Annotated in this window: 24 protein-coding genes and 1 riboswitch; of the genes, 9 read left to right on the top strand and 15 right to left on the bottom strand. The window is 65.9% G+C overall.

What is annotated here, in order from left to right; translation table 11 throughout:
• Nucleotides 1–158 precede the first annotated feature (158 nt).
• On the top strand, nt 159–458 hold the full coding sequence (locus U1737_RS13025) for a chorismate mutase (RefSeq protein ID WP_248523911.1): 300 nt from the start codon (nt 159–161) through the stop codon (nt 456–458).
• Nucleotides 459–591: 133 nt separating this feature from the next.
• Here the strand turns inward: U1737_RS13025 and U1737_RS13020 are convergent, their stop codons facing one another.
• The 5 genes from U1737_RS13020 to rpiB all read right to left on the bottom strand — a co-directional run bounded on the left by U1737_RS13020 (nt 592) and on the right by rpiB (nt 4,422).
• Entirely contained in the window at nt 592–1,824 is a 1,233-nt protein-coding gene (locus tag U1737_RS13020) for a TrmH family RNA methyltransferase (RefSeq protein ID WP_248523909.1), read from the bottom strand.
• A gap of 196 nt (nt 1,825–2,020) precedes the next feature.
• Nucleotides 2,021–2,485: a transcriptional regulator NrdR gene (gene nrdR, locus U1737_RS13015; protein WP_248523907.1), complete on the bottom strand. Its 465-nt coding sequence runs from the start codon at nt 2,483–2,485 to the stop codon at nt 2,021–2,023.
• Entirely contained in the window at nt 2,486–2,665 is a 180-nt protein-coding gene (locus U1737_RS13010) for a hypothetical protein (RefSeq protein ID WP_031394946.1), read from the bottom strand.
• Nucleotides 2,666–2,668: 3 nt separating this feature from the next.
• Nucleotides 2,669–3,991: a serine hydroxymethyltransferase gene (glyA, locus tag U1737_RS13005; protein WP_248523905.1), complete on the bottom strand. Its 1,323-nt coding sequence runs from the start codon at nt 3,989–3,991 to the stop codon at nt 2,669–2,671.
• Entirely contained in the window at nt 3,988–4,422 is a 435-nt protein-coding gene (rpiB, locus tag U1737_RS13000; protein ID WP_332797053.1) for a ribose 5-phosphate isomerase B, read from the bottom strand. The genes glyA and rpiB overlap by 4 nt, the downstream gene beginning before the upstream one ends.
• A gap of 215 nt (nt 4,423–4,637) precedes the next feature.
• On the opposite strand from rpiB, the gene U1737_RS12995 reads away from it, so the two are divergent.
• Genes U1737_RS12995 through U1737_RS12975 form a run of 5 tightly spaced genes read left to right on the top strand, consistent with a single transcriptional unit; the run spans nt 4,638 to nt 7,439 of the window.
• Nucleotides 4,638–5,060 (top strand): hypothetical protein, encoded by a 423-nt coding sequence (locus U1737_RS12995; RefSeq protein ID WP_332797052.1) that lies wholly within the window; start codon nt 4,638–4,640, stop codon nt 5,058–5,060.
• A gap of 10 nt (nt 5,061–5,070) precedes the next feature.
• Nucleotides 5,071–5,640 (top strand): sigma-70 family RNA polymerase sigma factor, encoded by a 570-nt coding sequence (locus U1737_RS12990; protein ID WP_332797051.1) that lies wholly within the window; start codon nt 5,071–5,073, stop codon nt 5,638–5,640.
• Nucleotides 5,633–6,355: an anti-sigma factor gene (locus tag U1737_RS12985; protein WP_332797050.1), complete on the top strand. Its 723-nt coding sequence runs from the start codon at nt 5,633–5,635 to the stop codon at nt 6,353–6,355. Before U1737_RS12990 ends, U1737_RS12985 begins: the two co-directional genes overlap by 8 nt.
• Nucleotides 6,356–6,365: 10 nt before the next feature.
• Nucleotides 6,366–6,830 carry a DUF3429 domain-containing protein gene (locus U1737_RS12980; RefSeq protein ID WP_332797049.1) on the top strand — a complete coding sequence of 155 codons (465 nt, stop codon included), beginning with the start codon at nt 6,366–6,368 and terminating at the stop codon, nt 6,828–6,830.
• A gap of 51 nt (nt 6,831–6,881) precedes the next feature.
• Nucleotides 6,882–7,439, top strand: coding sequence for a Uma2 family endonuclease (locus tag U1737_RS12975; protein ID WP_332797048.1), 558 nt, complete (start codon nt 6,882–6,884; stop codon nt 7,437–7,439).
• A gap of 31 nt (nt 7,440–7,470) precedes the next feature.
• Here the strand turns inward: U1737_RS12975 and hemA are convergent, their stop codons facing one another.
• Complete coding sequence (gene hemA, locus U1737_RS12970) at nt 7,471–8,733, bottom strand: 5-aminolevulinate synthase (protein WP_332797100.1); 1,263 nt, start codon at nt 8,731–8,733, stop codon at nt 7,471–7,473.
• 136 nt (nt 8,734–8,869) lie between these two features.
• Complete coding sequence (murI, locus tag U1737_RS12965; RefSeq protein WP_248523891.1) at nt 8,870–9,658, bottom strand: glutamate racemase; 789 nt, start codon at nt 9,656–9,658, stop codon at nt 8,870–8,872.
• Between the two features lie 217 nt (nt 9,659–9,875).
• Here murI and plsY point away from each other — a divergent pair, with 217 nt between their 5' ends.
• A complete protein-coding gene (gene plsY / locus U1737_RS12960) occupies nt 9,876–10,490 on the top strand; it encodes a glycerol-3-phosphate 1-O-acyltransferase PlsY (protein ID WP_332797047.1) in 615 nt (204 codons plus the stop codon).
• A complete protein-coding gene (gene dprA / locus U1737_RS12955; protein WP_332797046.1) occupies nt 10,483–11,574 on the top strand; it encodes a DNA-processing protein DprA in 1,092 nt (363 codons plus the stop codon). The genes plsY and dprA overlap by 8 nt, the downstream gene beginning before the upstream one ends.
• Before the next feature lie 149 nt (nt 11,575–11,723).
• Here dprA and thiC read toward each other — a convergent pair whose 3' ends face one another.
• From thiC to U1737_RS12920, 7 genes are all read right to left on the bottom strand, one after another.
• The gene (gene thiC / locus U1737_RS12950; protein WP_332797045.1) at nt 11,724–13,637 is read right to left on the bottom strand and encodes a phosphomethylpyrimidine synthase ThiC; all 1,914 of its coding nucleotides are present in this window, start codon (nt 13,635–13,637) and stop codon (nt 11,724–11,726) included.
• Between the two features lie 39 nt (nt 13,638–13,676).
• A riboswitch (TPP riboswitch) is annotated at nt 13,677–13,786 on the bottom strand.
• Nucleotides 13,787–14,238: 452 nt separating this feature from the next.
• Nucleotides 14,239–15,117 carry an outer membrane protein gene (locus U1737_RS12945; protein WP_332797044.1) on the bottom strand — a complete coding sequence of 293 codons (879 nt, stop codon included), beginning with the start codon at nt 15,115–15,117 and terminating at the stop codon, nt 14,239–14,241.
• Between the two features lie 79 nt (nt 15,118–15,196).
• Complete coding sequence (locus U1737_RS12940; RefSeq protein ID WP_248523882.1) at nt 15,197–16,207, bottom strand: ferritin-like domain-containing protein; 1,011 nt, start codon at nt 16,205–16,207, stop codon at nt 15,197–15,199.
• 77 nt (nt 16,208–16,284) lie between these two features.
• Nucleotides 16,285–17,304 (bottom strand): ferritin-like domain-containing protein, encoded by a 1,020-nt coding sequence (locus tag U1737_RS12935; RefSeq protein WP_248523881.1) that lies wholly within the window; start codon nt 17,302–17,304, stop codon nt 16,285–16,287.
• A gap of 616 nt (nt 17,305–17,920) precedes the next feature.
• Nucleotides 17,921–18,784 (bottom strand): MipA/OmpV family protein, encoded by an 864-nt coding sequence (locus tag U1737_RS12930; RefSeq protein ID WP_248523879.1) that lies wholly within the window; start codon nt 18,782–18,784, stop codon nt 17,921–17,923.
• Between the two features lie 68 nt (nt 18,785–18,852).
• Nucleotides 18,853–19,287: a DUF2141 domain-containing protein gene (locus U1737_RS12925; RefSeq protein WP_332797043.1), complete on the bottom strand. Its 435-nt coding sequence runs from the start codon at nt 19,285–19,287 to the stop codon at nt 18,853–18,855.
• Nucleotides 19,208–20,026, bottom strand: coding sequence for a sterol desaturase family protein (locus U1737_RS12920; RefSeq protein WP_332797042.1), 819 nt, complete (start codon nt 20,024–20,026; stop codon nt 19,208–19,210). The genes U1737_RS12925 and U1737_RS12920 overlap by 80 nt, the downstream gene beginning before the upstream one ends.
• A 294-nt stretch (nt 20,027–20,320) precedes the next feature.
• On the opposite strand from U1737_RS12920, the gene U1737_RS12915 reads away from it, so the two are divergent.
• Nucleotides 20,321–20,509: a hypothetical protein gene (locus tag U1737_RS12915; protein ID WP_248523875.1), complete on the top strand. Its 189-nt coding sequence runs from the start codon at nt 20,321–20,323 to the stop codon at nt 20,507–20,509.
• Here the strand turns inward: U1737_RS12915 and U1737_RS12910 are convergent.
• A complete protein-coding gene (locus U1737_RS12910; protein ID WP_332797041.1) occupies nt 20,493–21,053 on the bottom strand; it encodes a GNAT family N-acetyltransferase in 561 nt (186 codons plus the stop codon). The two genes, U1737_RS12915 and U1737_RS12910, sit on opposite strands and share 17 nt — an antisense overlap.
• Nucleotides 21,054–21,075: the final 22 nt, after the last annotated feature.

Genomic DNA, 21,075 nt, shown 5'->3' with positions numbered 1-21,075 from the left:
TGGTCGTCGTTAAGACCCAAAGGTCCGGACAAGGCAGGGCCACCGCTTCACCGGGGTGCAGGGCCATTGCGAAGGCGGGCGCCTAGACGGAGGGGGCGCCAGAGTCAAGCTCGGCGGTCATGCTGGACAGGGTGCGAGAGGGTCGGCAAGAGACCGCGATGACTATCCTATCCGGCCCCGATTGCACCACCATGACCGAGGTCCGCGCAGGCGTCGACGCGCTCGACCGCGACTTGGTTGCGCTGCTCGCCAAGCGCTTCGCATACATGGACGCCGCCGCGCGCATCAAGCCGGAGCGCGGGCATGTGCGCGACGAGGCGCGGAAGACTCAGGTGATCGAGAATGCGCGGGCGGAGGCGGTAAGGTTGGGGCTGCCGGACGCGGTCATAGCGGACTTGTGGGAGGTCTTGGTCGAAGCCTCGATCGCGTATGAGCTAGCTGCGTTCGACCGGCGCTAAAACGTCCGACAAGCCCCAAACCCCACCCCGTCCACCCACCCCGTTCGTGCTGAGCGAAGTCGAAGCACCTTCGCTTGGGGCACACCCTTCGACTTCGCTCAGGGCGAACGGAGGCTGGTGGGTCAGTCGGGGATCAGACCCGCGGCCTCTTCCCCGCCAGCGACGACAGCACCCCGCGGAGGGTCCGGATCTCCTGGCTCGACCAGCCCGGCTTGGTCAGCAGCGTGCGGAGAGTCCGCCGCGTCGACTGCATCTTGTCGGGCAGGTGGAAGAACCCCGCCCTCATCAGCATAGCATCGAGCTGCCCGATCATCCCGTCGAGCTCCTCCTGCGGTGCGGGCGGCATGATCGGGTTGATCGACGGCTGCGACAGTTCGCGCTCGGCGGTGAGGCCTTTCGACCATTCATAGGCGACCAGGATCACCGCCTGGGCGAGGTTGAGCGATCCGAATTCCGGATTGATCGGCACGGTGATGATCGTCCGCGCCACCGCGACGTCGTCGGTTTCGAGGCCCGAGCGCTCGGGCCCGAACAGGATCGCGGAGCGGCCGGGGGCGGCGTGGATCTCGGTCGCGGCCTGTTCGGGGGTCACGACCGGCTTGGTCACGCCGCGCTTGCGGACCGTCGTGGCATACACCTGCGCGCAGTCGGCGGTGGCGGCGGCGACGCTGTCGTACACCTGCGCGTCCTGGAGAACGATGTCGGCACCGCTGGCGGCGGGGCCGGCGGAGGGGTTGGGCCAGCCGTCCCGCGGGGAGACGAGACGCATTTCGGTGAGCCCGAAGTTGAGCATGGCGCGCGCGGCCTTGCCGATGTTCTCGCCGAGCTGGGGGCGGACGAGGACGATGACGGGGGGTGGAGTCAAAGCGCCAGCCATGCTTGCCCCATCCGGGAGCACTTCGCTGCCGCCAGCCGCGTCCGTACCAATCATGTATTCGTCAATCACGTCGCCAAATCCACCAATCTCGCCAAGCTCATCAAATTCGTCGTGCTCGGCCAATCCATCGTGCTCGGCCAAACCATCCCGCTCACCCACCCCACCCCGTTCGTCCTGAGTAGGGGCTGAGCGAAGCCGAAGACCCGTATCGAAGGATTTGCGCGCGAGAAAGCGCACCGCCTCCCAATCGCCCGCCGCCAATGCTTCTTTCTTCGCGCGGCTCCATCCCTTTAGCTGGCGTTCCGCCTCAAGTGCTTCGATCCGGCTCGGAAAATCCTGCGCCCATATCAGCGTCACCGGGCGCCGGTTGTGGGTGTATCCCGGCAACTCACCGTGCTGGTGCTGCGCGATCCGGCGTTCAAGCGCGTCGGTGTGGCCGATGTAGTAGCTGCCGTCGGAACAGCGGAGCATGTAGGCGTAAAAGCTCATGCAACCTGTCCTTCGATACGGGCCTTCGCCGGGCTCAGTCCCTACTCAGAACGAACGGAAGGGGATGGACCACAGGTACAGGAAGGGTGGCCTACCTGCCAGGGGCGTCGCGAAAGGCTCGGACTTCCCCCCCTTCCGTTCGTCCCGAGTAGCGATCGAGCGAAGTCGAGAGCGTGTATCGAAGGACAGCCCCAGATCACTCCGCCCGCCCAACCTCCTCGACACTCCCGGCAAAAGCCTCGAAGTCCTTAGCCTCGCTAAAATCCCGATACACACTCGCAAACCGGATATACGCGACCGAATCGAGCCCCTTGAGCCCGTCCATCACCATCTCGCCGATCCGCTTCGACGTGACATCATTCTCCCCCAGCGTCTCCAGCCGACGCTGGATCCCGCTCACGAGTTTCTCGATCCGCCCGGCCTCGATCGCTCGCTTCCGCATCGCAATCGACAACGACCGCAGCAGCTTCTCCCGGTCGAACGGCTCCCTGCGCCCCTCACTCTTCAACACGAACAGCTCGCGCAACTGGATACGCTCGAACGTCGTGAAACGCGCGGCGCACCCCTCGCACTGGCGCCGGCGTCGGATCGCCGCCCCATCTTCGGTGGGGCGGCTGTCCTTTACCTGGCTGTCTTCATGTCCGCAGAAGGGGCAGCGCATTCAGACCTTCTTCTTGCCCTTGTAATAGGCGTAGCCCGCGCCCGCGAGCGCGCCGAAGATCGGGCCGATCACCGGCACCGGGATCGCCACGACCGCGCCGAGTGCGCTCCACTTGGCCATGCTCTTGCCGAGGCCGGGGGTCGCCTTGATGTCGTTCTGGATGTCATCGATCTTCGACATGTCTTATCCTTGATAGATCGGGAAGCGTGCACACAGGGCCCGCACGCGGGTCCGAACGTCCGCCTCGACTTCCGGGTCCCCATGCTCGCCCTTTTTCGCAAGGCCGTCCAGCACGTCGGCGACCATGTTGCCGATCTCGCGGAACTCCGCCGGGCCGAACCCACGCGTCGTCCCCGCGGGCGAACCGACGCGGATGCCGCTGGTCTTGACGGGTGGCAGCGGATCGTTGGGGATGCCGTTCTTGTTGCAGGTGATCCCCGCCCGCTCCAGCGCCTCGTCCGCATCGCGTCCGGTGATACCGAGCGGCGTAAGGTCGATCAGCGCGAGATGCGTGTCGGTGCCGCCCGAGACGACGTCCGAGCCGCGCTCCTTCAGCGTCGCCGCCAGCACCTTGGCATTTTCGACGACCGCCGCGATGTAGCTCTTGAAGTCGGGCTGCAGCGCCTCGCCGAATGCGACCGCCTTCGCCGCGATCACGTGCATCAGCGGCCCGCCCTGAAGCCCCGGGAACACCGCCGAGTTGAACTTCTTCGCCAGCGCCTCGTCGTTGGTCATGATCATGCCGCCGCGCGGGCCCCGCAGCGTCTTGTGCGTGGTCGTCGTCACAACATGCGCGTGGCCGAACGGCGTCGGGTGCAGGCCGGCTGCGACGATCCCGGCGAAATGCGCCATGTCGACCATGAAATACGCGCCGACCTTGTCCGCGATCGCCCGGAAGCGCGCGAAGTCGATCGTCCGCGGATAGGCCGAGCCGCCCGCGATGATCAGTTTGGGCTGGTGCTCGACCGCGAGCGCCTCGACCTGGTCGTAGTCGATCAGGTGCGTGGTCGCGTCGACACCGTACTGAATGGCGTTGAACCACTTGCCCGACATCGCCGGCTTGGCGCCATGCGTCAGGTGACCGCCCGCATCGAGGCTCATGCCGAGGATCGTGTCGCCCGGCTTGACCAGCGCGAGCATCACCGCGCCGTTCGCCTGTGCGCCCGAATGCGGCTGCACGTTGACGAACCCGCAGCCGAAGATCTGCTTGGCCCGCTCGATCGCGAGTGTCTCGACAACGTCCGACGGCGCGCAGCCCTGGTAGTAACGCTTGCCCGGATAGCCCTCGGCGTACTTGTTCGTGAACACCGAGCCCTGCGCCTCGAGCACCGCCTTCGAGACGATGTTCTCGGACGCGATCAGCTCGATCTGTGTCTGCTCACGTTCGAGTTCGGCCTCGACGCCGGCGAACACGGCGGCATCCGCATCGGCGAGAGTGCGCGTGAAAAAGCCGTCCGGCTGGACGTCGTGGAGTTCGCGCTGGAGGGTTTCGGGCTGGGTGCTCATGCGGGGACCTTTAACTTGTCGACACGGAGTTGATGACGGCCGCCGGCAAAATCGGCGGTCAGAAACGCTTCGACGCACGCCTTGGCCATTTCCTCGCCGATCAGGCGCGCGCCCATCGCGATGGCGTTGGCGTCGTTATGCACGCGCGCTAGGCTCGCCGACAGCGGTTCGGAGACGAGCGCGCAGCGGCAGGCGGGGTTGCGGTTGGCGGCGATCGAGATGCCGATCCCGGAGCCGCACAGCGCGATGCCGCGTTCCGCGCGACCATCGGCGATCGCCGAAGCGAGCTTGTAACCATAATCGGGGTAGTCGACGCTGGCGGAGCCTTCGGGACCGAGATCGAGCACATCGTGCCCCGCCTCGCGCAGCCAAGCGGCAAGTACCGCTTTCAACGAAACGGCGGCGTGATCGGACGCGATGGCGATGCGCACCTGGCGTGTTCCTGTGACGGGAGATCGGGTGCCCAGCCCCATACCGGCGTGAGCCGGGATTTGCCACACCTGTTCGCAGCGGCTTCGTCATCCTGACGATTGTCAGGACGCAGAGTAACATAGCGCATTACCCGTGGCTCTGGGTCCTGACTTTCGTCAGGATGACGCGCTAAGGTCGGCATCCACGCTGAACGCCGACCGTGAAGGAGACGTCCATGAAAGCCCTCACTCTGCTCGCAACCGTAGCGCTCGCCGCCTGCTCGGGCCCCGCCCCCGACACCAGCAGCGACGGCAACATGACGTCGGCAGGGTCGGTCGAGCGAAACGCCACCGTGTCCGCACCGGCACCGCGCGACTATGCCGGCCGATGGGTCGGCGTGGAGGGCATGGTCCTCGATATCGCCCATGCCGGCGCACCTGGTCACTACGACCTCACGATGCAATGGGACCTCGACCACAAGGGCACATTCGACGGCACCGCGAACGGCAGAACCATCACGTTCATCCGCAACGACATTCCCGAAACCCTCCGCCCGACCGACGGCGATGCGACCGGGCTCAAATATCTGTCCGGCAAATCCGACTGCCTCACCGTAAAGCCCGGCGAAGGCTATTGCCGCGACCGACTTAGCCGCTAGGTTCGCCGTCGTGACAACCGCACATCTGAACGCAGACGCCGCCCGCGCACACCTCTCCGAAGTGCTGCTGCGTACCGGCCAGGAGGATCGCGAGGCATTTCGCGAACTCTATACGCTGACCAGCGCGAAGCTTTTCGGCATCACCCACCGTATCTGTGGCAACGCCCAAGCCGCGGAGGATGTGCTGCACGAGGTCTATCTCACGATCTGGAAACGCGCCGGTGCCTGGGAACCCGGCCGCGCGAGCCCGATAACCTGGTTGGCGACGATCGCGCGCAACCGCGCCATCGACTGGCAGCGCGCGCAGGGCGTCCGCCGCACCAGCCCGCTCGACGACGCACCTGACATCGCCGATCCCGGCGAGGGTGCCGAGGCGACGTTGCTTGCCAGCGAATCGTCACGCGAACTGATCGAATGCCTCGACGGTCTCGAACCCCAACAGCGCGACGCGATCCGCACCGCGTTCTTCGACGGCGTCACCTACGCCGAACTGGCGATCAAGCGCGCCGTGCCGCTGGGCACGATGAAGAGCTGGGTCCGCCGCGGTCTCGCGCGCCTGAAGGACTGTCTCGATGGCTGATTCGACCACCGATACTGGCGTGCCCCAAGATGTGGCGGCCGCCGAACTCGCGCTCGGGCTGCTCGAAGGCGAAGAGCGGAGCGTGGCTCTGCGTCGCGTACTTGCCGAACCCGGTTTTGCCGCACAGGTCGAATGGTGGCGGTCGCGCCTGGCAGCGCTGTTCGACCTGTGGCCCGAACGCGCCCCGCCCTCGCATATCGCCGAGCGGATCGAAGCCAGTCTGGACGGCGCGGCGATCGGCACGACGACACCCGCCAAGGCCAGCCGCTTCCCGTGGCCCGCGCTAACCGCCTTCACCAGCGCGATCGCGGCGTGCCTGCTGCTGTTCGTCATGCTCCGTCCTGAGCCGACCGTACCGGTGTCGCAACCGATTCCGGTCCCGCGACCGACCAGCGTGCTCGTTGCGATGCTGGGCGATGCGAAGTCGCCGATCGCGGCGATCTACGATCCTGCCAACGGCGCGCTCCGGGTCGCGGCGGGCCCCGGCGTCCCGCAGGCTCGAGTCGCAGAGCTCTGGGTGATCGGCGGTGACGGCGTGCCGCATTCGCTCGGCCTGCTGTCGGGCCAGCCGACCGTACTGGCACCAAGGGGTGTCGACCGCGGTCGCATAGCCACCGGCGCTACGCTCGCCATCTCGGTCGAACCGATTGGCGGCTCGCCGACCGGCTTGCCGACCGGCCCGGTCGTCGCGACCGGCGTGGTCGCCCGCGTCTGATGCCCGTCTGATGACCACGCGACCTGCCGCGACCGGCGGCATCCCGCCGATCGCGCGCCTGCTGGGATTGAGTGGCCTGCTCCCGCAACTCGGGGCAGTCGCGCTGCTGCTGAGCGGCGATCCGCAAAGTCGCTATTCCGCGCTGGCGATCACCTACGCCTATGCCGCGATCATCCTGAGCTTCCTCGGCGGCCTCTGGTGGGGCCTCGCCGCGCGCACCGATTCACCGCCCCGCTGGCTCTGGTTCGCCGGCGTCGCGCCCTCGCTGATCGCGCTGGTCACCGCCTGGCCCTGGATGGTCGGCCTCCGCTGGCCCGGCCCGTCGCTGGTGGTGCTCGGTATCAGCTTGATCGGTGCATTGCTTGTCGACCGCGCGCTGGTCCGCGCCGGCCTCGCTCCGCCCGGCTGGATGGCCTTGCGCGTGCCCTTGTCGCTCGGCCTCGGCGTCCTGACGATGCTCGCCGCCGCGCTTTAAGGCCACGCCGCACGATTCGCTGGTTGGCTCGATTCATGGTACGCATCGGTCATGAATACATCCGCCGCGAGTATCCGCACCGATCGGCAGGAAATGGCGCGTTTCACCACCGCCGAGTTCCTGAGGATGGGTGAGTCCGGCGCGTTCGACGACATGAAGGTCGAACTGGTCGAAGGGGAACTCGTCCGGATGAACCCGCCCCAGTTTGCGCACGCGTCGCGCCAGGCCAAGATTGCCATTCGCCTGTCGCGCCTATTTGCTGAGTCGAGAATCGTTGGCGAGGCCGGCGTCGATCTGGGTAACGATACGGTGCTTGGTTGCGACGTCGCAGTTCTACGTACATCGGTTGAAGAAAACCGCCTGTTACTCGCCGCCGACTTCCTGCTCGTCGTCGAAGTCGCGGAAACGTCGGTTGCGCGCGACACCACGATGAAGCGCTTCGCTTATGCGCGCGGCGGCATTCCGCATTACTGGGTCGTCGATGGCAGCAGATCCGTGGTCCACGTTTACGCCAAACCTGTGGAAGGCGATTATACGCGCTTCCATTCGGTTGGCTTTGGCGAAGCCCTCGACGTCCCCGGCACCGACGGCACCATCACGATCGACTAACTATCGCTGCCCCGCCTGGGCGGGACCAGCCTCAGGCAGCGTTGCGCAGATCCAGCCGGCTCCAGATCTCCACCAGCGCGTCGGTCAGTTCGCGCATCATCGCCTCGGTATGCGCAGGGCCCGGCGTGAACCGCAGCCGCTCGGTGCCGCGCGGCACGGTCGGGTAGTTGATCGGCTGCACGTACACGCCGTATTCGGCGAGCAGCACGTCGCTGATCTTCTTCGCCTTGACCGGATCGCCGACCATCAGCGGCACGATATGCGTATCGCCGATCATCACCGGCAGCCCGGCGTCCTTCAGCATCGCCTTCAGCATCGCCGCCGACGCCTGCTGCCCCTCGCGCTCGACGCTGGATGCCTTCAGATGCCGCACGCTCGCGAGAACGCCCGCGACCAGCACCGGCGACAGCGAGGTCGTGAAGATGAACCCCGGTGCGTAGGACCGGATCACATCGACGATCGTGCGATCGGCGGCGATATAGCCCCCCATCACGCCGAACGCCTTGCCCAGCGTCCCCTCGAGGATCGTGATCCGGTGCGCGACCTCGTCCCGCTCGGAAATGCCGCCGCCACGCGCGCCGTACATCCCGACCGCATGGACTTCGTCGCAATAGGTCAGCGCGTTGTACCGGTCGGCGAGATCGCACACCGCGGAGATCGGCGCAATGTCGCCCTCCATCGAATACACGCTCTCGAACGCGATAAGCTTCGGTGCCGCCGGATCTTCGGCCGCGAGAAGTTCTTCGAGATGCGCGAGGTCGTTGTGGCGGAATACCCGCTTCTCGCAGCCCGAGTTACGGATGCCTGCGATCATCGACGCGTGGTTCAGTTCGTCCGAAAAGATGATGCACCCCGGCAGCACCTTCGCCAAGGTCGCCAAGGTCGCCTCGTTCGAGACGTACCCGCTCGTAAACAGCAGCGCCGCTTCCTTGCCGTGCAGGTCGGCGAGCTCGCCCTCCAGGTCGACATGGTAATGCGTGTTGCCGCCGATGTTGCGCGTGCCGCCCGAGCCCGCGCCGACGTCGTGCAGCGCCTCTTCCATCGCCGCGATGACCTTCGGGTGCTGGCCCATCGCAAGGTAATCGTTCGAGCACCACACCGTGATCGGCTTCGGCCCGTTATGCCCGGCGAAGCAGCGCGCGTTAGGAAATGCGCCCTTGTTACGAAGGATGTCGATGAACACGCGGTAACGGCCCTCGGCATGCAACCGGTCGATCGCCTGCGTGAACACGCGCGAATAATCGACTCGCGGACCACTAATGCCGTCCGTTGCCGTTTTGCCGTCGATAATCATGGCCTTGGGCACTACGCCTCACTTTCACTCAGTTCCAGCGTAATACCGCTCTTACGGTGATCGCTTTCCTCGTCCTGGCAGCACATTGCCACGATGCGCGCCCGAAGCAAGATGCCACATTGTCCCAGGTTGACGCCTAAAGCTGCTCGATCGTGGTGAACCCACGTGCTGCCAAGGCGGGTCCTAGCGCATGTTCGTCTTCCCCCAACCTAGTGAAGACCGCGACACCCTCGCCCGCTCCCGACCATGATTCGCCCTGCATCAGGTGAACGATCCGCCGCGCGATTCCGGGACCGCCATCGACGAACCGCACCCCGGGCGCCGCCGCAGCCAACTCTGCCTCGACCAGCGGGAAGTGCGTGCAGGCGTTGACGATCACATCGATCCGATCGCCGCCGGGTTGTGAAAACAGCCCGTCGAGCACCGCCGCATAACGCTCCGGCGCCACCGCCCGCCCGTGCAGCTTGGCCTCCGCCATCTCGACCAATGCCGCCGAGCCGTAGCGCAGCACCGTGCAATCGCCCGCGAACCGCGCCGCCAGATCATCGACATACGCCTGCCGCACGGTTGCCTCGGTCCCCAGCACGCCGATCGTCCGCATGACCGACAGCGCGGCAGCGGGCTTGATCGCCGGCACCGTCCCGACCACCGGCAAGTCGAGCGCAGCGCGCACCACTGGCAGCGCGATCGTCGACGCGGTGTTGCACGCGATCACGATCAACCGCGGCCGATACCGCTCCGCCAGCCGGCCCAGCAACACCGGCACGCGGGCGGCGATCTCGACCTCGCTCTTCGTGCCGTAGGGAAACCCGGCCGAGTCGGCGGCGTAGACGAACGGCGCATCCGGAAGTGCGGCGCGCGCCGGACCGACGATCGACAACCCGCCGACACCGGAATCGAAGAACAGAATGGGGCGCGTGTCCATCCATGCGCCTTAGGACGGAACGCCTTAGGCAAACCAGAGCCTTCCCCCCGTCATCCTGACGAAAGTCAGGACCCAGGGTTACAAGCGTTGTCCTCCGTGGCTCTGGGTCCTGACTTTCGTCAGGATGACGGAGGGTGCTGTGAGGTCGGCACCCGCTCGACGCCATTTGCCGTCCGCCCCGCGTCGTTTATAAGCGCCCTCGGAACGGGGGACATACTTGCAGACGGAAATTCTCTGGGTCGCGCCCACGCTATCGCTCGTGCTCAGCTACCTGCTCGGCTCGATCCCGTTCGGCGTCATCCTCACGCGCGCCGGCGGTGCAGGCGATCTGCGGACGATCGGCTCGGGCAACATCGGCGCTACCAACGTATTGCGCACCGGGCGGAAGGGCCTCGCCGCCGCCACGCTGCTGCTCGACATGGCCAAGGGCGCAGTCGCCGTGCTGCTGGTCGCACACCTGTTCCCCGGTAACGCCCTGCTCGCAGCCGCCGGTGCGTTCATCGGCCATTGCTACCCCATCTGGCTGAAGTTCAAGGGCGGCAAGGGCGTCGCCACGTTGATGGGAATCGTCGTCGCGCTCTACTGGCCACTCGGGCTCGTTTACGCCGTCGTCTGGCTGGGCCTGCTCGCGGGCCTGCGGATATCCTCGGTCGCCGGCATGGCCGCAGCCCTCAGCGCACCGTTTGCTGCCGCGCTGTTCGGTCGATTCGACCTCGTCCTGCTGCTGCTTGCGCTCGCACTGATCGTGCTGTGGAAGCACCGCGAGAACGTCGAGCGCCTGTTCTCGGGGACCGAACCACGAATCGGCTCCAGCCGGAAAACGAGTGACTGACCCGACGGTCTTACGACTTCGGCTCATCCGCACGACCGGGATCGGACCGGTCACCTATCGCCAGCTCATCGCCCGCTTCGGCAGCGCTGACGCCGCGATCGAAGCGCTCCCCATGCTCGCCCAACGCGGCGGCGGACGCAGCCCCCGGATCGCCGACGCGGCGCTGGCCGAACGCGAAATCGCCGCCACGGCGAAGCTGGGCGCGCGCTATCTCTTCCTCGACGACCCCGACTATCCCCGCCTGCTCGCCGAGATCGAGACCGCCCCGCCGGCGCTGATCTTCCGCGGTGACCTCACCCACGCCACCCGCCCCTGCATCGCGATGGTCGGCGCGCGCAATGCGTCCGCCGCCGCGTGCCGCTTCGCAAGACAATTGGCGCTGCAACTGGCCGAAGAAGGTACGACCATCGTCTCCGGCCTGGCCCGCGGGATCGACACCGCCGCACACATCGGCGCGCTCGGCGCAGGCTCCAGCGGCGCGACGATCGGCGTCATCGCCAGCGGCATCGACATCGCCTACCCGCCCGACAACACCGCGCTCCAGGAGCGCGTCGCCACCGAAGGCCTGCTGCTCGCCGAACAGCCCCCCGGCACCGAACCGAAGGCGCGCAACTTCCCCTCGCGCAACCGCATCATCGCCGGCCTCGCGATCGGTACGGTGGTGGTCGAGGCCGTCCCCAAATCCGGCTCGCTGATCACCGCGCGCCTCGCCAACGAATCCGGCCGCGAAGTCATGGCCGTCCCCGGCAGCCCGCTCGATCCCCGCGCGCAAGGCTGCAACCTGCTGATCCGCGAAGGCGCCACGCTGGTGCAGTCCGCCGGCGACATCCTCGAACAGATCCGCCCGTTCGACCCGCGCTCGGTCCGTTCGCCGATCGACGCCTATGCAGGCTCCCCCGCCGAAGACGCGACCGATACCGACCGGCGCCGGATCACCGACCTGCTCGGCCCCGTCCCCGTCGCGATCGACGAACTCATCCGCCAGTCGCGCCTGAGCCCCGCCGTCGTCCACACGGTGCTATTGGAACTCGAACTCGCCGGCCGCCTCGACCGCCACGCCGGCGGCCGCGCCAGCCTGACCTGATCGGTAAGACTGATCCTCCCCCGCCAGGGGGAGGTGGCTGGCGCTTGCCAGACGGAGGGGGAGGTAAACGACCACGTCAGTTCCGTGTCCTCCCCCTCCGTCGCTACGCGCCACCTCCCCCTGGCGGGGGAGGATCGCACAGTCTCCGATCACTCCGCCGGCAGATAGATCTCGCTGCCTTTCGCGCGGAATTTCTCGCTCATGTCGGCCATGCCCTTCTCCGCGTCGCTGCCGGTCGCGAAGATCGCCCGCTCAACATCAACCGCATCTACGTCCGCCGCAAGGAACGTATCCGCCGGCGCGTTCTGCTTGGCGGCAAAGTCGCGGACCTCCTGCGTGATCTTCATCGAGCAGAATTTGGGCCCGCACATCGAACAGAAATGCGCGGTCTTGGCGCCCTCGGCCGGCAACGTCTGGTCGTGATAGGATTCCGCCGTGTCGGGATCGAGCGACAGGTTGAACTGGTCGCGCCAGCGAAACTCGAAGCGCGCGCGTGACAGCGCATCGTCGCGCATCTGCGCCGCGGGATGCCCCTTCGCCAGATCCGCGGCATGCGCGGCCAGCTTGTACGTCACCACACCGACCTTCACGTCGTCGCGATCCGGCAAGCCCAGATGCTCCTTCGGCGTGACGTAGCAAAGCATCGCGGTGCCGTACCAGCCGATCATCGCGGCGCCGATCCCACTGGTGATGTGGTCGTAGCCCGGCGCGATGTCCGTCGTGAGCGGCCCTAACGTATAGAAGGGTGCCTCGCCGCAGACTTCGAGCTGCTTGTCCATGTTCTCCTTGATCTTGTGCATAGGCACGTGGCCGGGGCCTTCGATCATGACCTGGACGTCGCTCTTCCACGCGCGGTGGGTGAGTTCGCCTAGCGTGTAGAGTTCGCTGAACTGCGCTTCGTCGTTGGCGTCGGCGATGCTGCCGGGGCGCAGGCCGTCGCCGAGGCTGTAGGCGATGTCGTACGCCTTCATGATCTCGGTGATCTCGTCGAAGCGCTCGTAGAGGAAGCTCTCCTTGTGGTGGCTGAGGCACCATTTCGCCATGATCGAGCCGCCGCGCGAGACGATGCCGGTGACGCGTTTCGCGGTCATCGGGATGTAGGCGAGGCGGACGCCGGCGTGGATCGTGAAGTAATCTACGCCCTGCTCGGCCTGCTCGATGAGCGTGTCGCGGAAGATCTCCCAGGTGAGGTCTTCGGCGACGCCGCCGACCTTTTCGAGCGCCTGGTAGATCGGGACGGTGCCGATCGGGACCGGCGAATTGCGGAGGATCCATTCGCGGGTGTCGTGGATGTTGCGGCCGGTGCTGAGGTCCATCACCGTGTCCGCGCCCCAGCGGATCGACCAGACGAGCTTGTCGACTTCGGCGGCGACGTTGCTGGCCACCGCGGAGTTACCGATGTTGGCGTTGATCTTGACCAGGAAGTTGCGGCCGATCGCCATCGGTTCGGATTCGGGGTGGTTGATGTTGTTGGGGATGATCGCGCGGCCGCGGGCGATCTCGTCGCGGACGAATTCCGGGGTGACGAAGTCGGGGATGCTGGCGCCGAAGGATTCGCCGTCTCGCTTGTAGTCTTTCAGCATAGCGCAGCCGAGGTTTTCTCGGGTGGCGACGTATTCCATCTCGGGGGTGATGATGCCGCGGCGGGCGTAGTGCATCTGGCTGACGTTGTGGCCTGCCTTCGCACGCAAGGGCCGCTTGATGCTGCCGGGGAATTGCGGGACGCCGCCGGAGCGGTCCGGGCCAAGCTGCCCATTGTCCTCGGGGCGGATTTCACGCGCGTCGTAGCTCTCGACGTCACCGCGAGCCTCGATCCACCTGCGGCGGAGTTGGGGAAGGCCGGCGTTGATGTCGATTTTCGCGCGGGGGTCTGTGTAGGGGCCGCTGGTGTCGTAGACGCGTAAGGGGGGCTCGGAGCAGGACGGGTCGAGGACGATCTCGCGCATGGCGACGCGGACGTCGGGGCTGTAGGGGACCGCGACGTGGATTTTCCGCGAGCCTCGGATCGGGCCGATGGTTACGCCGATGTCTGCTGTCGGGGTGCGTGCTTCGATGTCGGCCATGCGCTTGCTCCTAAGGGTATCGGAGCAAGGATTGCGGTTCTGTGGCGACCGCTCCCTCCCTCCGCCGGTATCAACCGGATCAGGTTCAGCGGGTCGAAGGCTCCAGCCTTCCTCTCAAGCGCGGATCAGCGCTCCCCCGGGGTGGGGTGAGCATAGGCGGCTTGGGATGGGGTGCAATGGCAAACTTGGTGGTGGTGCGGACAGTCGAGGCGTTTGCGTTTGGGCCTGCCCTTCGACTTCGCTCAGGGCGAACGGGAGTGGGGGCGGTGCCTTTGCGATCCTCCCCCGCAAGGGGGAGGTGGCTGGCGCTTGCCAGACGGAGGGGGCGGTAAGGGTAACTGCTGTTGCGCGTCCTCCCCCTCCGTCACCTTCGGTGCCACCTCCCCCTGGCGGGGGAGGATTGAGGTTGTGCGGACAAACGAAAAAAGGCCGCCGCCCTGCTTTGGGGCTGCGGCCTTTCAGTGTGGCAGAGCCAAGATTACTTCGTCATGCCGGGCTTGTTCCGGCATCCACCGTGCCGCGCAATCGGGGGTGTCGAGTTTGCGGCGCGGTGGACCCCGGAACTAGTCCGGGGTGACGGAGTGATTGGTTACGTCATGCCTTAAAATCTAAACGACACGGTGCCGCGCAGGGAGTGCCAGCGGAAGTTCTCATCGCTGCGGCGGAAGGTGGTGCCGGCGGTGTTGGGGGCGAGGACGAACGGGTTGTTCGCCAGCAACACCGGGCTGCCGGCGAGCGCGGTGCCGGCGGTGACAAGAACGCGGGCGTCGTCGTCCTTGTACTGGTGGTAGGTGTATTCCATGCCGATCGAGATGTTGCGGGTCAGCTTCTGCTCGATGCCGCCGCCGCCGACATAGCCCCAGCGCTTGTTCGAGCCGGTGGCCGCGAACGCGTTGGCCGTGTTGGTGGTGAAGAACAGATTGTCGATCTTGGCATAGCCGGCGCCGCCGGTGGCGTAGAACAGCGTGTTGCGCGCGGCGAGGCCGGCGCGGACGCGGGCCGAAGCTTCCCATTTCAGCTTGCGGGCCATCGTGTAGCTGGCGGGCGTGGTCGAGAAACCGGCGACGCTATCGGTGATGTCGGACTTGCCGAATTCGCCGACCAGGCCGACCACGAACGGGCCGCTCTGCACGTCGAAGCCGGCGCGACCATAATAGGACCAGCCGTCATCGTCGTTGCGGCACCCGAAATCGACGACCGCGGTGCGCGCGGAACCGTTGCAGAAGCCCGGCGAGAACGCGTTGCCACCAGTGATGGTGTTGACGCTTTCGTTGAAATTGCCGTCGCCGTTGCGATCGAACAGGATCGACGAGCCGACATCGTTGGGCTGGACGTCGTAGCCGCCGGCCGCGCCGATGTAGACGCCCGAGAACGGCTTGCTGTCCCGGTCGGTGGTCATGTCCTGCGCGGCGGCGGGAACGGCAAAAATGCCCGCGGTCGCGAGACCGGCGAGCATAGTGAGCTTTGTGAAGTGTTTCATTGGTCATTCCCCAAACAAGGATCGCGGCGCTCCTGAATGCGCCGCGATCCGAGGTTTCTGTTTCAGTCCGTGACGGCGATCACGCGTTGGCGCCGCTGCTCCGAAGTGCGTCGGTGCGGTTGTTGGTCCCGTTGGGGAAGAAGCCCCCGCCGATCTTTGCGGTATTGGTCAGATAGGCGATGTTGTGCACCTGCGCGATCGACCGGCTATAGGCCAGACCGTTGGCGTCGGTCGGGACGATGTTCGAGATCGTCGCATCGGTACCGGTGATGCCCTGATCGATGTCGCTGCTGCCGTCCAGGCTGTCGCGCGCGTCGCTGATCTGGCCCGCGATGGTGCGCAGCGACGGTGTATCGAGGCCCTTGCGGTACAGGATCGTGCGGATTAGGCCGGCGTGATAGGCCTCGGCCGCGAGGATGCCGGCGGCCGCCTCGAGATAGGTCTTGTTGGCGATAAGCGCCGCTGCGCCCTTGTACGCCGAGACGCCGACGTCCTCGAAGATGTACGCGCCGAGCAGGAAGCTATTGTCGTCGGCATAGGGGTTGAACACCTGCGATGCAGAGACGACGCCGGCTGCGCGTGCTGCGGCCGTGAACGCACCCGGCGCGGCGACCGTGCCGACCGAGATGTCGATCGCCGGCTGGGCGACGGCGGCGGTGCCGAGAGCGGTACGCAGGAACGCGACGTGCGCGACCTCGTCGATCGCGATCTCGCGGGCATATTCGCGGACGATCGCATCCTGAAACGGTACCTGTGCGCCGCCGGTGACGGCACCCTGCGTACCGGTGCCGGTCAGCAGGCTGGCGTTCAGCCCGACGCCGAATGCCGCGAAGGCGTAGAACTGCGCTTCGAGATATTCGAGGTTGAGCGCGTAGTTGAGGATATCCGCATCGTTGATGGCGGCGGCGGGGGTCGGGGTCGGCGTGGGAGCGGGGGCGAGATCTTCATCGTCGTTGCCGCAGGCCGCAAGCAGGCTTGCGCCACCGATGGCGAGGGCCGAGCCGCCGGCGAAGCGGAGGAAACCGCGGCGCTCGTTACGGCGTGCGGCAATCGCATCGAATATCTCGAGCTTGGTATTGAGATCGGTCATTGGGTTAATCCCTGAATAGCGAAGATGAGCGTTGGGCTGGGCTGAGGTGATCGGGCCGATATGATCGGGCCGATCGATCAGGCTGCCGCAGTGCTCGTCCTGATGTTGCCGGCCATGCCGTTCGGGAAGAACCCGCCGGCCGATGCCGCACCATTGTTGAGATAGACGATGTTGAGCACTTGGCTCACCGAGCGGCTATAGGCGACGCCGTTGCTGTCGAGCGGGACGATGTTCGACACGGTCACCGCGGCCTGCGTGGTGGCGAGGTTGATCGGCGTCGCGCTGTACGACGAGATGCCCTGATCGATGTCGTTCGCACCGAAGATCGTCGTGTTGGCGCCGCCACCGTCGAGGCTGTCACGTGCGCGCGAGATGGCATCGGCGGAGGTGCGCAGCGATGGCGTCGCGATGCCCTTGCCGTACAGCGTCGTGCGGACGATCGCGGCGTGATACGCCTCGACCGCGAGCAGGCCGGCGGCGGCCTCGAGATACGCCTTGCTGGTCAACAGCGGGGCGGCACCCTTGTACGCGGTCACGCCGACGTCCTCGAAGATGAACGCGCCCAGCAGGAACGCCTCGTCGGTGGCGTAGGGATCGAACGCGGTGCCGGCGGGCACGAGCCCGGCGGCCTGGGCGGCGAGCGAGAAAGCGCTGGTCGGCGAGACGCTGACGTCGATCACAGGCTGCGCGACGGCGGCGGTGCCGAGCGCGGTGCGGAGGAACCTGACATGCGCAATCTCGTCCTGCGCGATCTCGCGGGCGTATTGCGAGACTATCGGATCGGTGAAATTGACCTGGCGACCGCCGCGCACCGCACCCTGGGTGCCGGTGCCGCCGAGCAGGCTGTTGTCGAGCCCGGTGCCATAGGCGGCGTAGGAATAGAATTGCGCCTCGAGATATTCGAGGTTGAGCGCGAAGTTCAGGACGTCCGCATCGGTGACGGACTGGGCCGCCGCGGCGCTTGACATCGACAAGGCGGTCGCACCGGCCGCGGTGATCGCAGCGGCGCCAAGCGCATTTTTGAAGAACTCACGCCGCTCGCTGCGCCGTTCCACTCGCGCATCGAGGGCTTCGATCAGGTGCACGCTCTCGGTCATATCAGGGTCCTCCCCTTGTTGTTGCAGACGTCGGAGTTATTAAAACAATCGAACAATCCGGACCGATGAGAGTAACACCCTGTCGCCAAGGCCCGACTCGTAACGCGCTCTATTGCGGGCAGAAATCTGCCGTCCATTTCGAGAAACGGACGCAATGGGGAAATGGACGCAGCATTAACGGCAATGTCGTGAAATAAATTTCAGGTGGGGTGGCGGTGTGGTGAAGCGGCGGCGGGGCGGTCTTGCGAAGGCGCTCGGGGCGAATTCGCGGGAGCGTTCGGAAGATCGGGTCGCGGCGGTTTTGCGGGAGCTTCGGTGGCTGGCGTTGCGGGAGCTTCGGGGCGCTTTGGCCGCGGCAGTTTTAGTGGCCGGCTGGCTCTCGTCGGTAGGAAGTCGCTGGCGGTTGAGGCCTTGCGGTCTACTTTCCCCTTCCCTTCAAGGTAGGGGCTTTTCGTCGAATCTCTACCTTACGATCCTCCCCCGCCAGGGGGAGGTGGCGCCGTAGGCGACGGAGGGGGAGGACACTGAACCGGCGTTTGCGCTACCTCCCCCTCCGTCTGGCAAGGCCAGCCACCTCCCCCTTGCGGGGGAGGATCGATGGGTCAGAGGGCTTGGCTCAGAAGGTGTAGGTCAGGCCGATCGCGCCGAGCCACTGGTCGGCGTCGCCGACGTCGGCGACGATCGGGCTGTCCTTGTACTTGCCGACCATGCGGCCGTAGAGCACGCCAGCCCCGACGCCGAAGCCGTGGCGGAGATCGCCGGACAGGCTCTGCACCACGAACAGCGACGCATTGACGCGGCGGAAACCGCTGTCGTTGACGTCGTAGGTGCGCAAGCCGCTAGCGAGCGAGCCGATCGGCGTCACCGCCGCATAGGTGCGGCCGAAGCCCTTGCCGGCATAATCCGCCGACACGCCGAGCGAGACGAGCGTGCGCACCGAAAGCGGCGTGGTGTAGTTCACCTGCGGCGTGACGACGTAGCTGTCGTACGTGCCCGACACGTCGTGAACGTACGCGACGCGCGCGGTGAGCGTGTCGTAATCGCTGGTGATGACGCCGGTCCGGGCGACGCCGACATAGCCGCCGAGTTCGTAGGCGGTGTCGATCTTGCCGAGCGCGCGGACCTGGCGGTTGTCGATGTCGCCGGTGCGATCGCGACGGACGCCGCCGATGACACCGAGTTCGAAATTGGTGCCGACCTCGCCCGTGTTCGGGATCAGGTTGAAGTACAGCTGCGTGCCGCGGAGAAAGAAGTCATGGCCGCGGACCGTGCCAACGAACGCACCGGCGGGCGTGAAGGAATTGCTGTCCGCGCCCTCGTAGTCTGGCATCGACACCACGCCGAGCGCGACCGTGACGCGGTTGTTGTCGCGCGGGTCGGTGATCGGCGGCGACGGGTTCGGGTCCGTCTGAGCGAGCGCGGGCGTGGCGATCGCGAGCACCGCGATTGCGGCAGACGTGAAGAGAGTGAGTGCGCGCAAGGAAATGCTCCGGACAAAAGGTTCCCCGCCGCAACGCGGCGAAACCCTTTTCGGTCCGCTACGATCGGTCAGAAGATGTAACGCATTTTCACCTGTTGCAATTCGGCATCACCGGCAACCATGAACCGGGCGGCGGAAAAGCGTGGCGGACCGAACCGCACGGCGGCGTTGCGCGAGAAGCCATAGCCCTCGCGCGGGATGCCGGCGAGCGTATCCAGCTTGGCATTGTTGTTCTCGTCGTGGATCACCGCGAGCGCATACCCGCGCTGGGGAAGACCCGGAAAGCTGGTGGTATGGACGTTGGCGGGGATCGACCGGGTGAGCGCGTTGGCGTCGTCGACACAGGCCGGGAAATTGTCGGGATCGGCGGTCAGGCAGATCCGGATCACGCCCTTTGCCGAGCGGATATTGTCGATCTCTACGTCAAGCCGCGTGACGGGTGCCGTTGCTGCCAGCGTGAGCCACGCCAGCGCGCCCGCCGCTACCGGTGGCAACCGCGACACGCGCAGCCGCTTTCGCGTGCGATTTGGCGAAATCGCCAAGTCCTTTGTCGGTGCCGCAGAGCCGATCCCAAAAGCGGAAATAAAGGCCATAGTTGCACCCGTATTGTTCGTGATGGCGCTGATGATGGCTCGCCGTGATCAGCCAGCCCCCCAGTGCGCCGCGCCACATGAACCGGGGGAAAACCTCCCACCCCATGTGATTGGTTACCCCCATAACGGTCATGATCGTCAGTACCAGACCCAGTGCGCCGACATGGATCGGAATCAGGAAGACCAGTAGCGGAATTATCACAGCGCCGGTGATGGCCTCGATCGGGTGAAACGCCATCGCGGCCCACGCGGTCGGCGGGCGGCTGGCGTGATGGACCGCATGCGCGAGCTTGAACGGCTTGGGCCGATGCATCCAGCGATGCGTCCAATAGAACCAGGCGTCGTGCGCGACCATGTAGGCGAGAACCGACACCGGCAGATACCAGAGCGGGTAGGCATGGACGTCGCTATAGACCTGCGTCCAGCCGCGATTCTGCCAGCCCCAGGCGACTACCCCTGCGGGCACGCCGTAGATCGCCGCCGACGCGATGCTCCACCAGATTTCGCGCCGCATCTGCGCATGCAGACCGCGATAGAGCCCCGGATGACGCGCGCGCGTGACGGCGGCGAACGCGCCGGAGACGATGAGATAGCGGACCCCGACGATCACGGTCATCGCGATCGCGGAGAGGAGGATGGCGAGCCACATGAGCGTGTTATAGGGGATTTCGGCGCGTTGGGTAATGGGGTTTGCGGTGGCGCGCCGTGATGGGTGCGATGCAAGGATCAAAAGCTTTGCATCAGGGTCAGGGATTAGTTGGCAGGCAGCAAGCGCTCACTTGCGGACACACGGACGAACGTCACGTAGCTACCGTTTTCTCTCCGCGGACTTGGGCCCCATCCCCCGAGGATCTCTTGGGGTTGCGATAGGCTCTATGCAGGGTGCGGAAAGATGTTAGCCTTCCTTTCAGAGCAGGATGACCTGCCAATCGGAGAGTGATGCATGGCAAACCACAGCGCCGCACGCGGGGATACGGGCCACGATACCGGCAAGGACCATAAGGGGCTGATCTACGTAATCGCTGGCAGCATCCTGGCGCTGGGGCTGGTGCTGATGGCGTTCTACGACCGGGCGGGCGATCCGATGCCGATCGCTTCGGTGCAGAAGCCGGTGGTTACCGCGCAGCAATAGCCCCGGGATTTAGTGAAGGCGCGGTGCGGTCGAAGATCAGGATCGGCGCGTCCCGGTAGGTGCCGGTGGTGTGCAGGCGGTAGCCGAGACGATCGGCGAGCCGGATCGAAGAGGCGTTAGCGGGATCTATGATGCAGGTCGTCGCAGGGATTCGCGCGTCGGTCCAGGCGAGGATCGCGGCGAGCGCTTCGGAAGCGTAGCCCTGGCCTTGCGCGGCGCCGGTAAGGGTCCAGCCGACTTCGGGGCCAAATTCCGAACGCGAATCGATCGATGGCTCGATCGCGCGGCGCGCCTCGATGAGACCGAGTTCGCCGATCAGCCGACCGGTCGCGGTTTCGCGCGCGATCCAGCTGCCGTACCCGAACAGCGTCCATTGGCCGATCGAGCGGAGCAGGCGGATCCAGACGTCCTCGCGGGTGCGCGGCTGCCCGCCGATCATCGTGTAAACGCGCGGGTCGGTCCACATCGCGGCGCAGTCCTCCAGGTCGGCGGCGACGTGGCCGGTCAGCGTCAGGCGGGCGGTGGTAAGCGTGGGGGCGGACATCGGGGGAGTTTAGGGCGGATTT

Source organism: Sphingomonas fucosidasi (genome assembly GCF_036663855.1).
Lineage (GTDB): Bacteria > Pseudomonadota > Alphaproteobacteria > Sphingomonadales > Sphingomonadaceae > Sphingomonas > Sphingomonas faeni_B.
The sequence above is the reverse complement of the archived record's forward strand: the minus strand, read 5'-3'. Positions and strand labels throughout refer to the sequence as shown.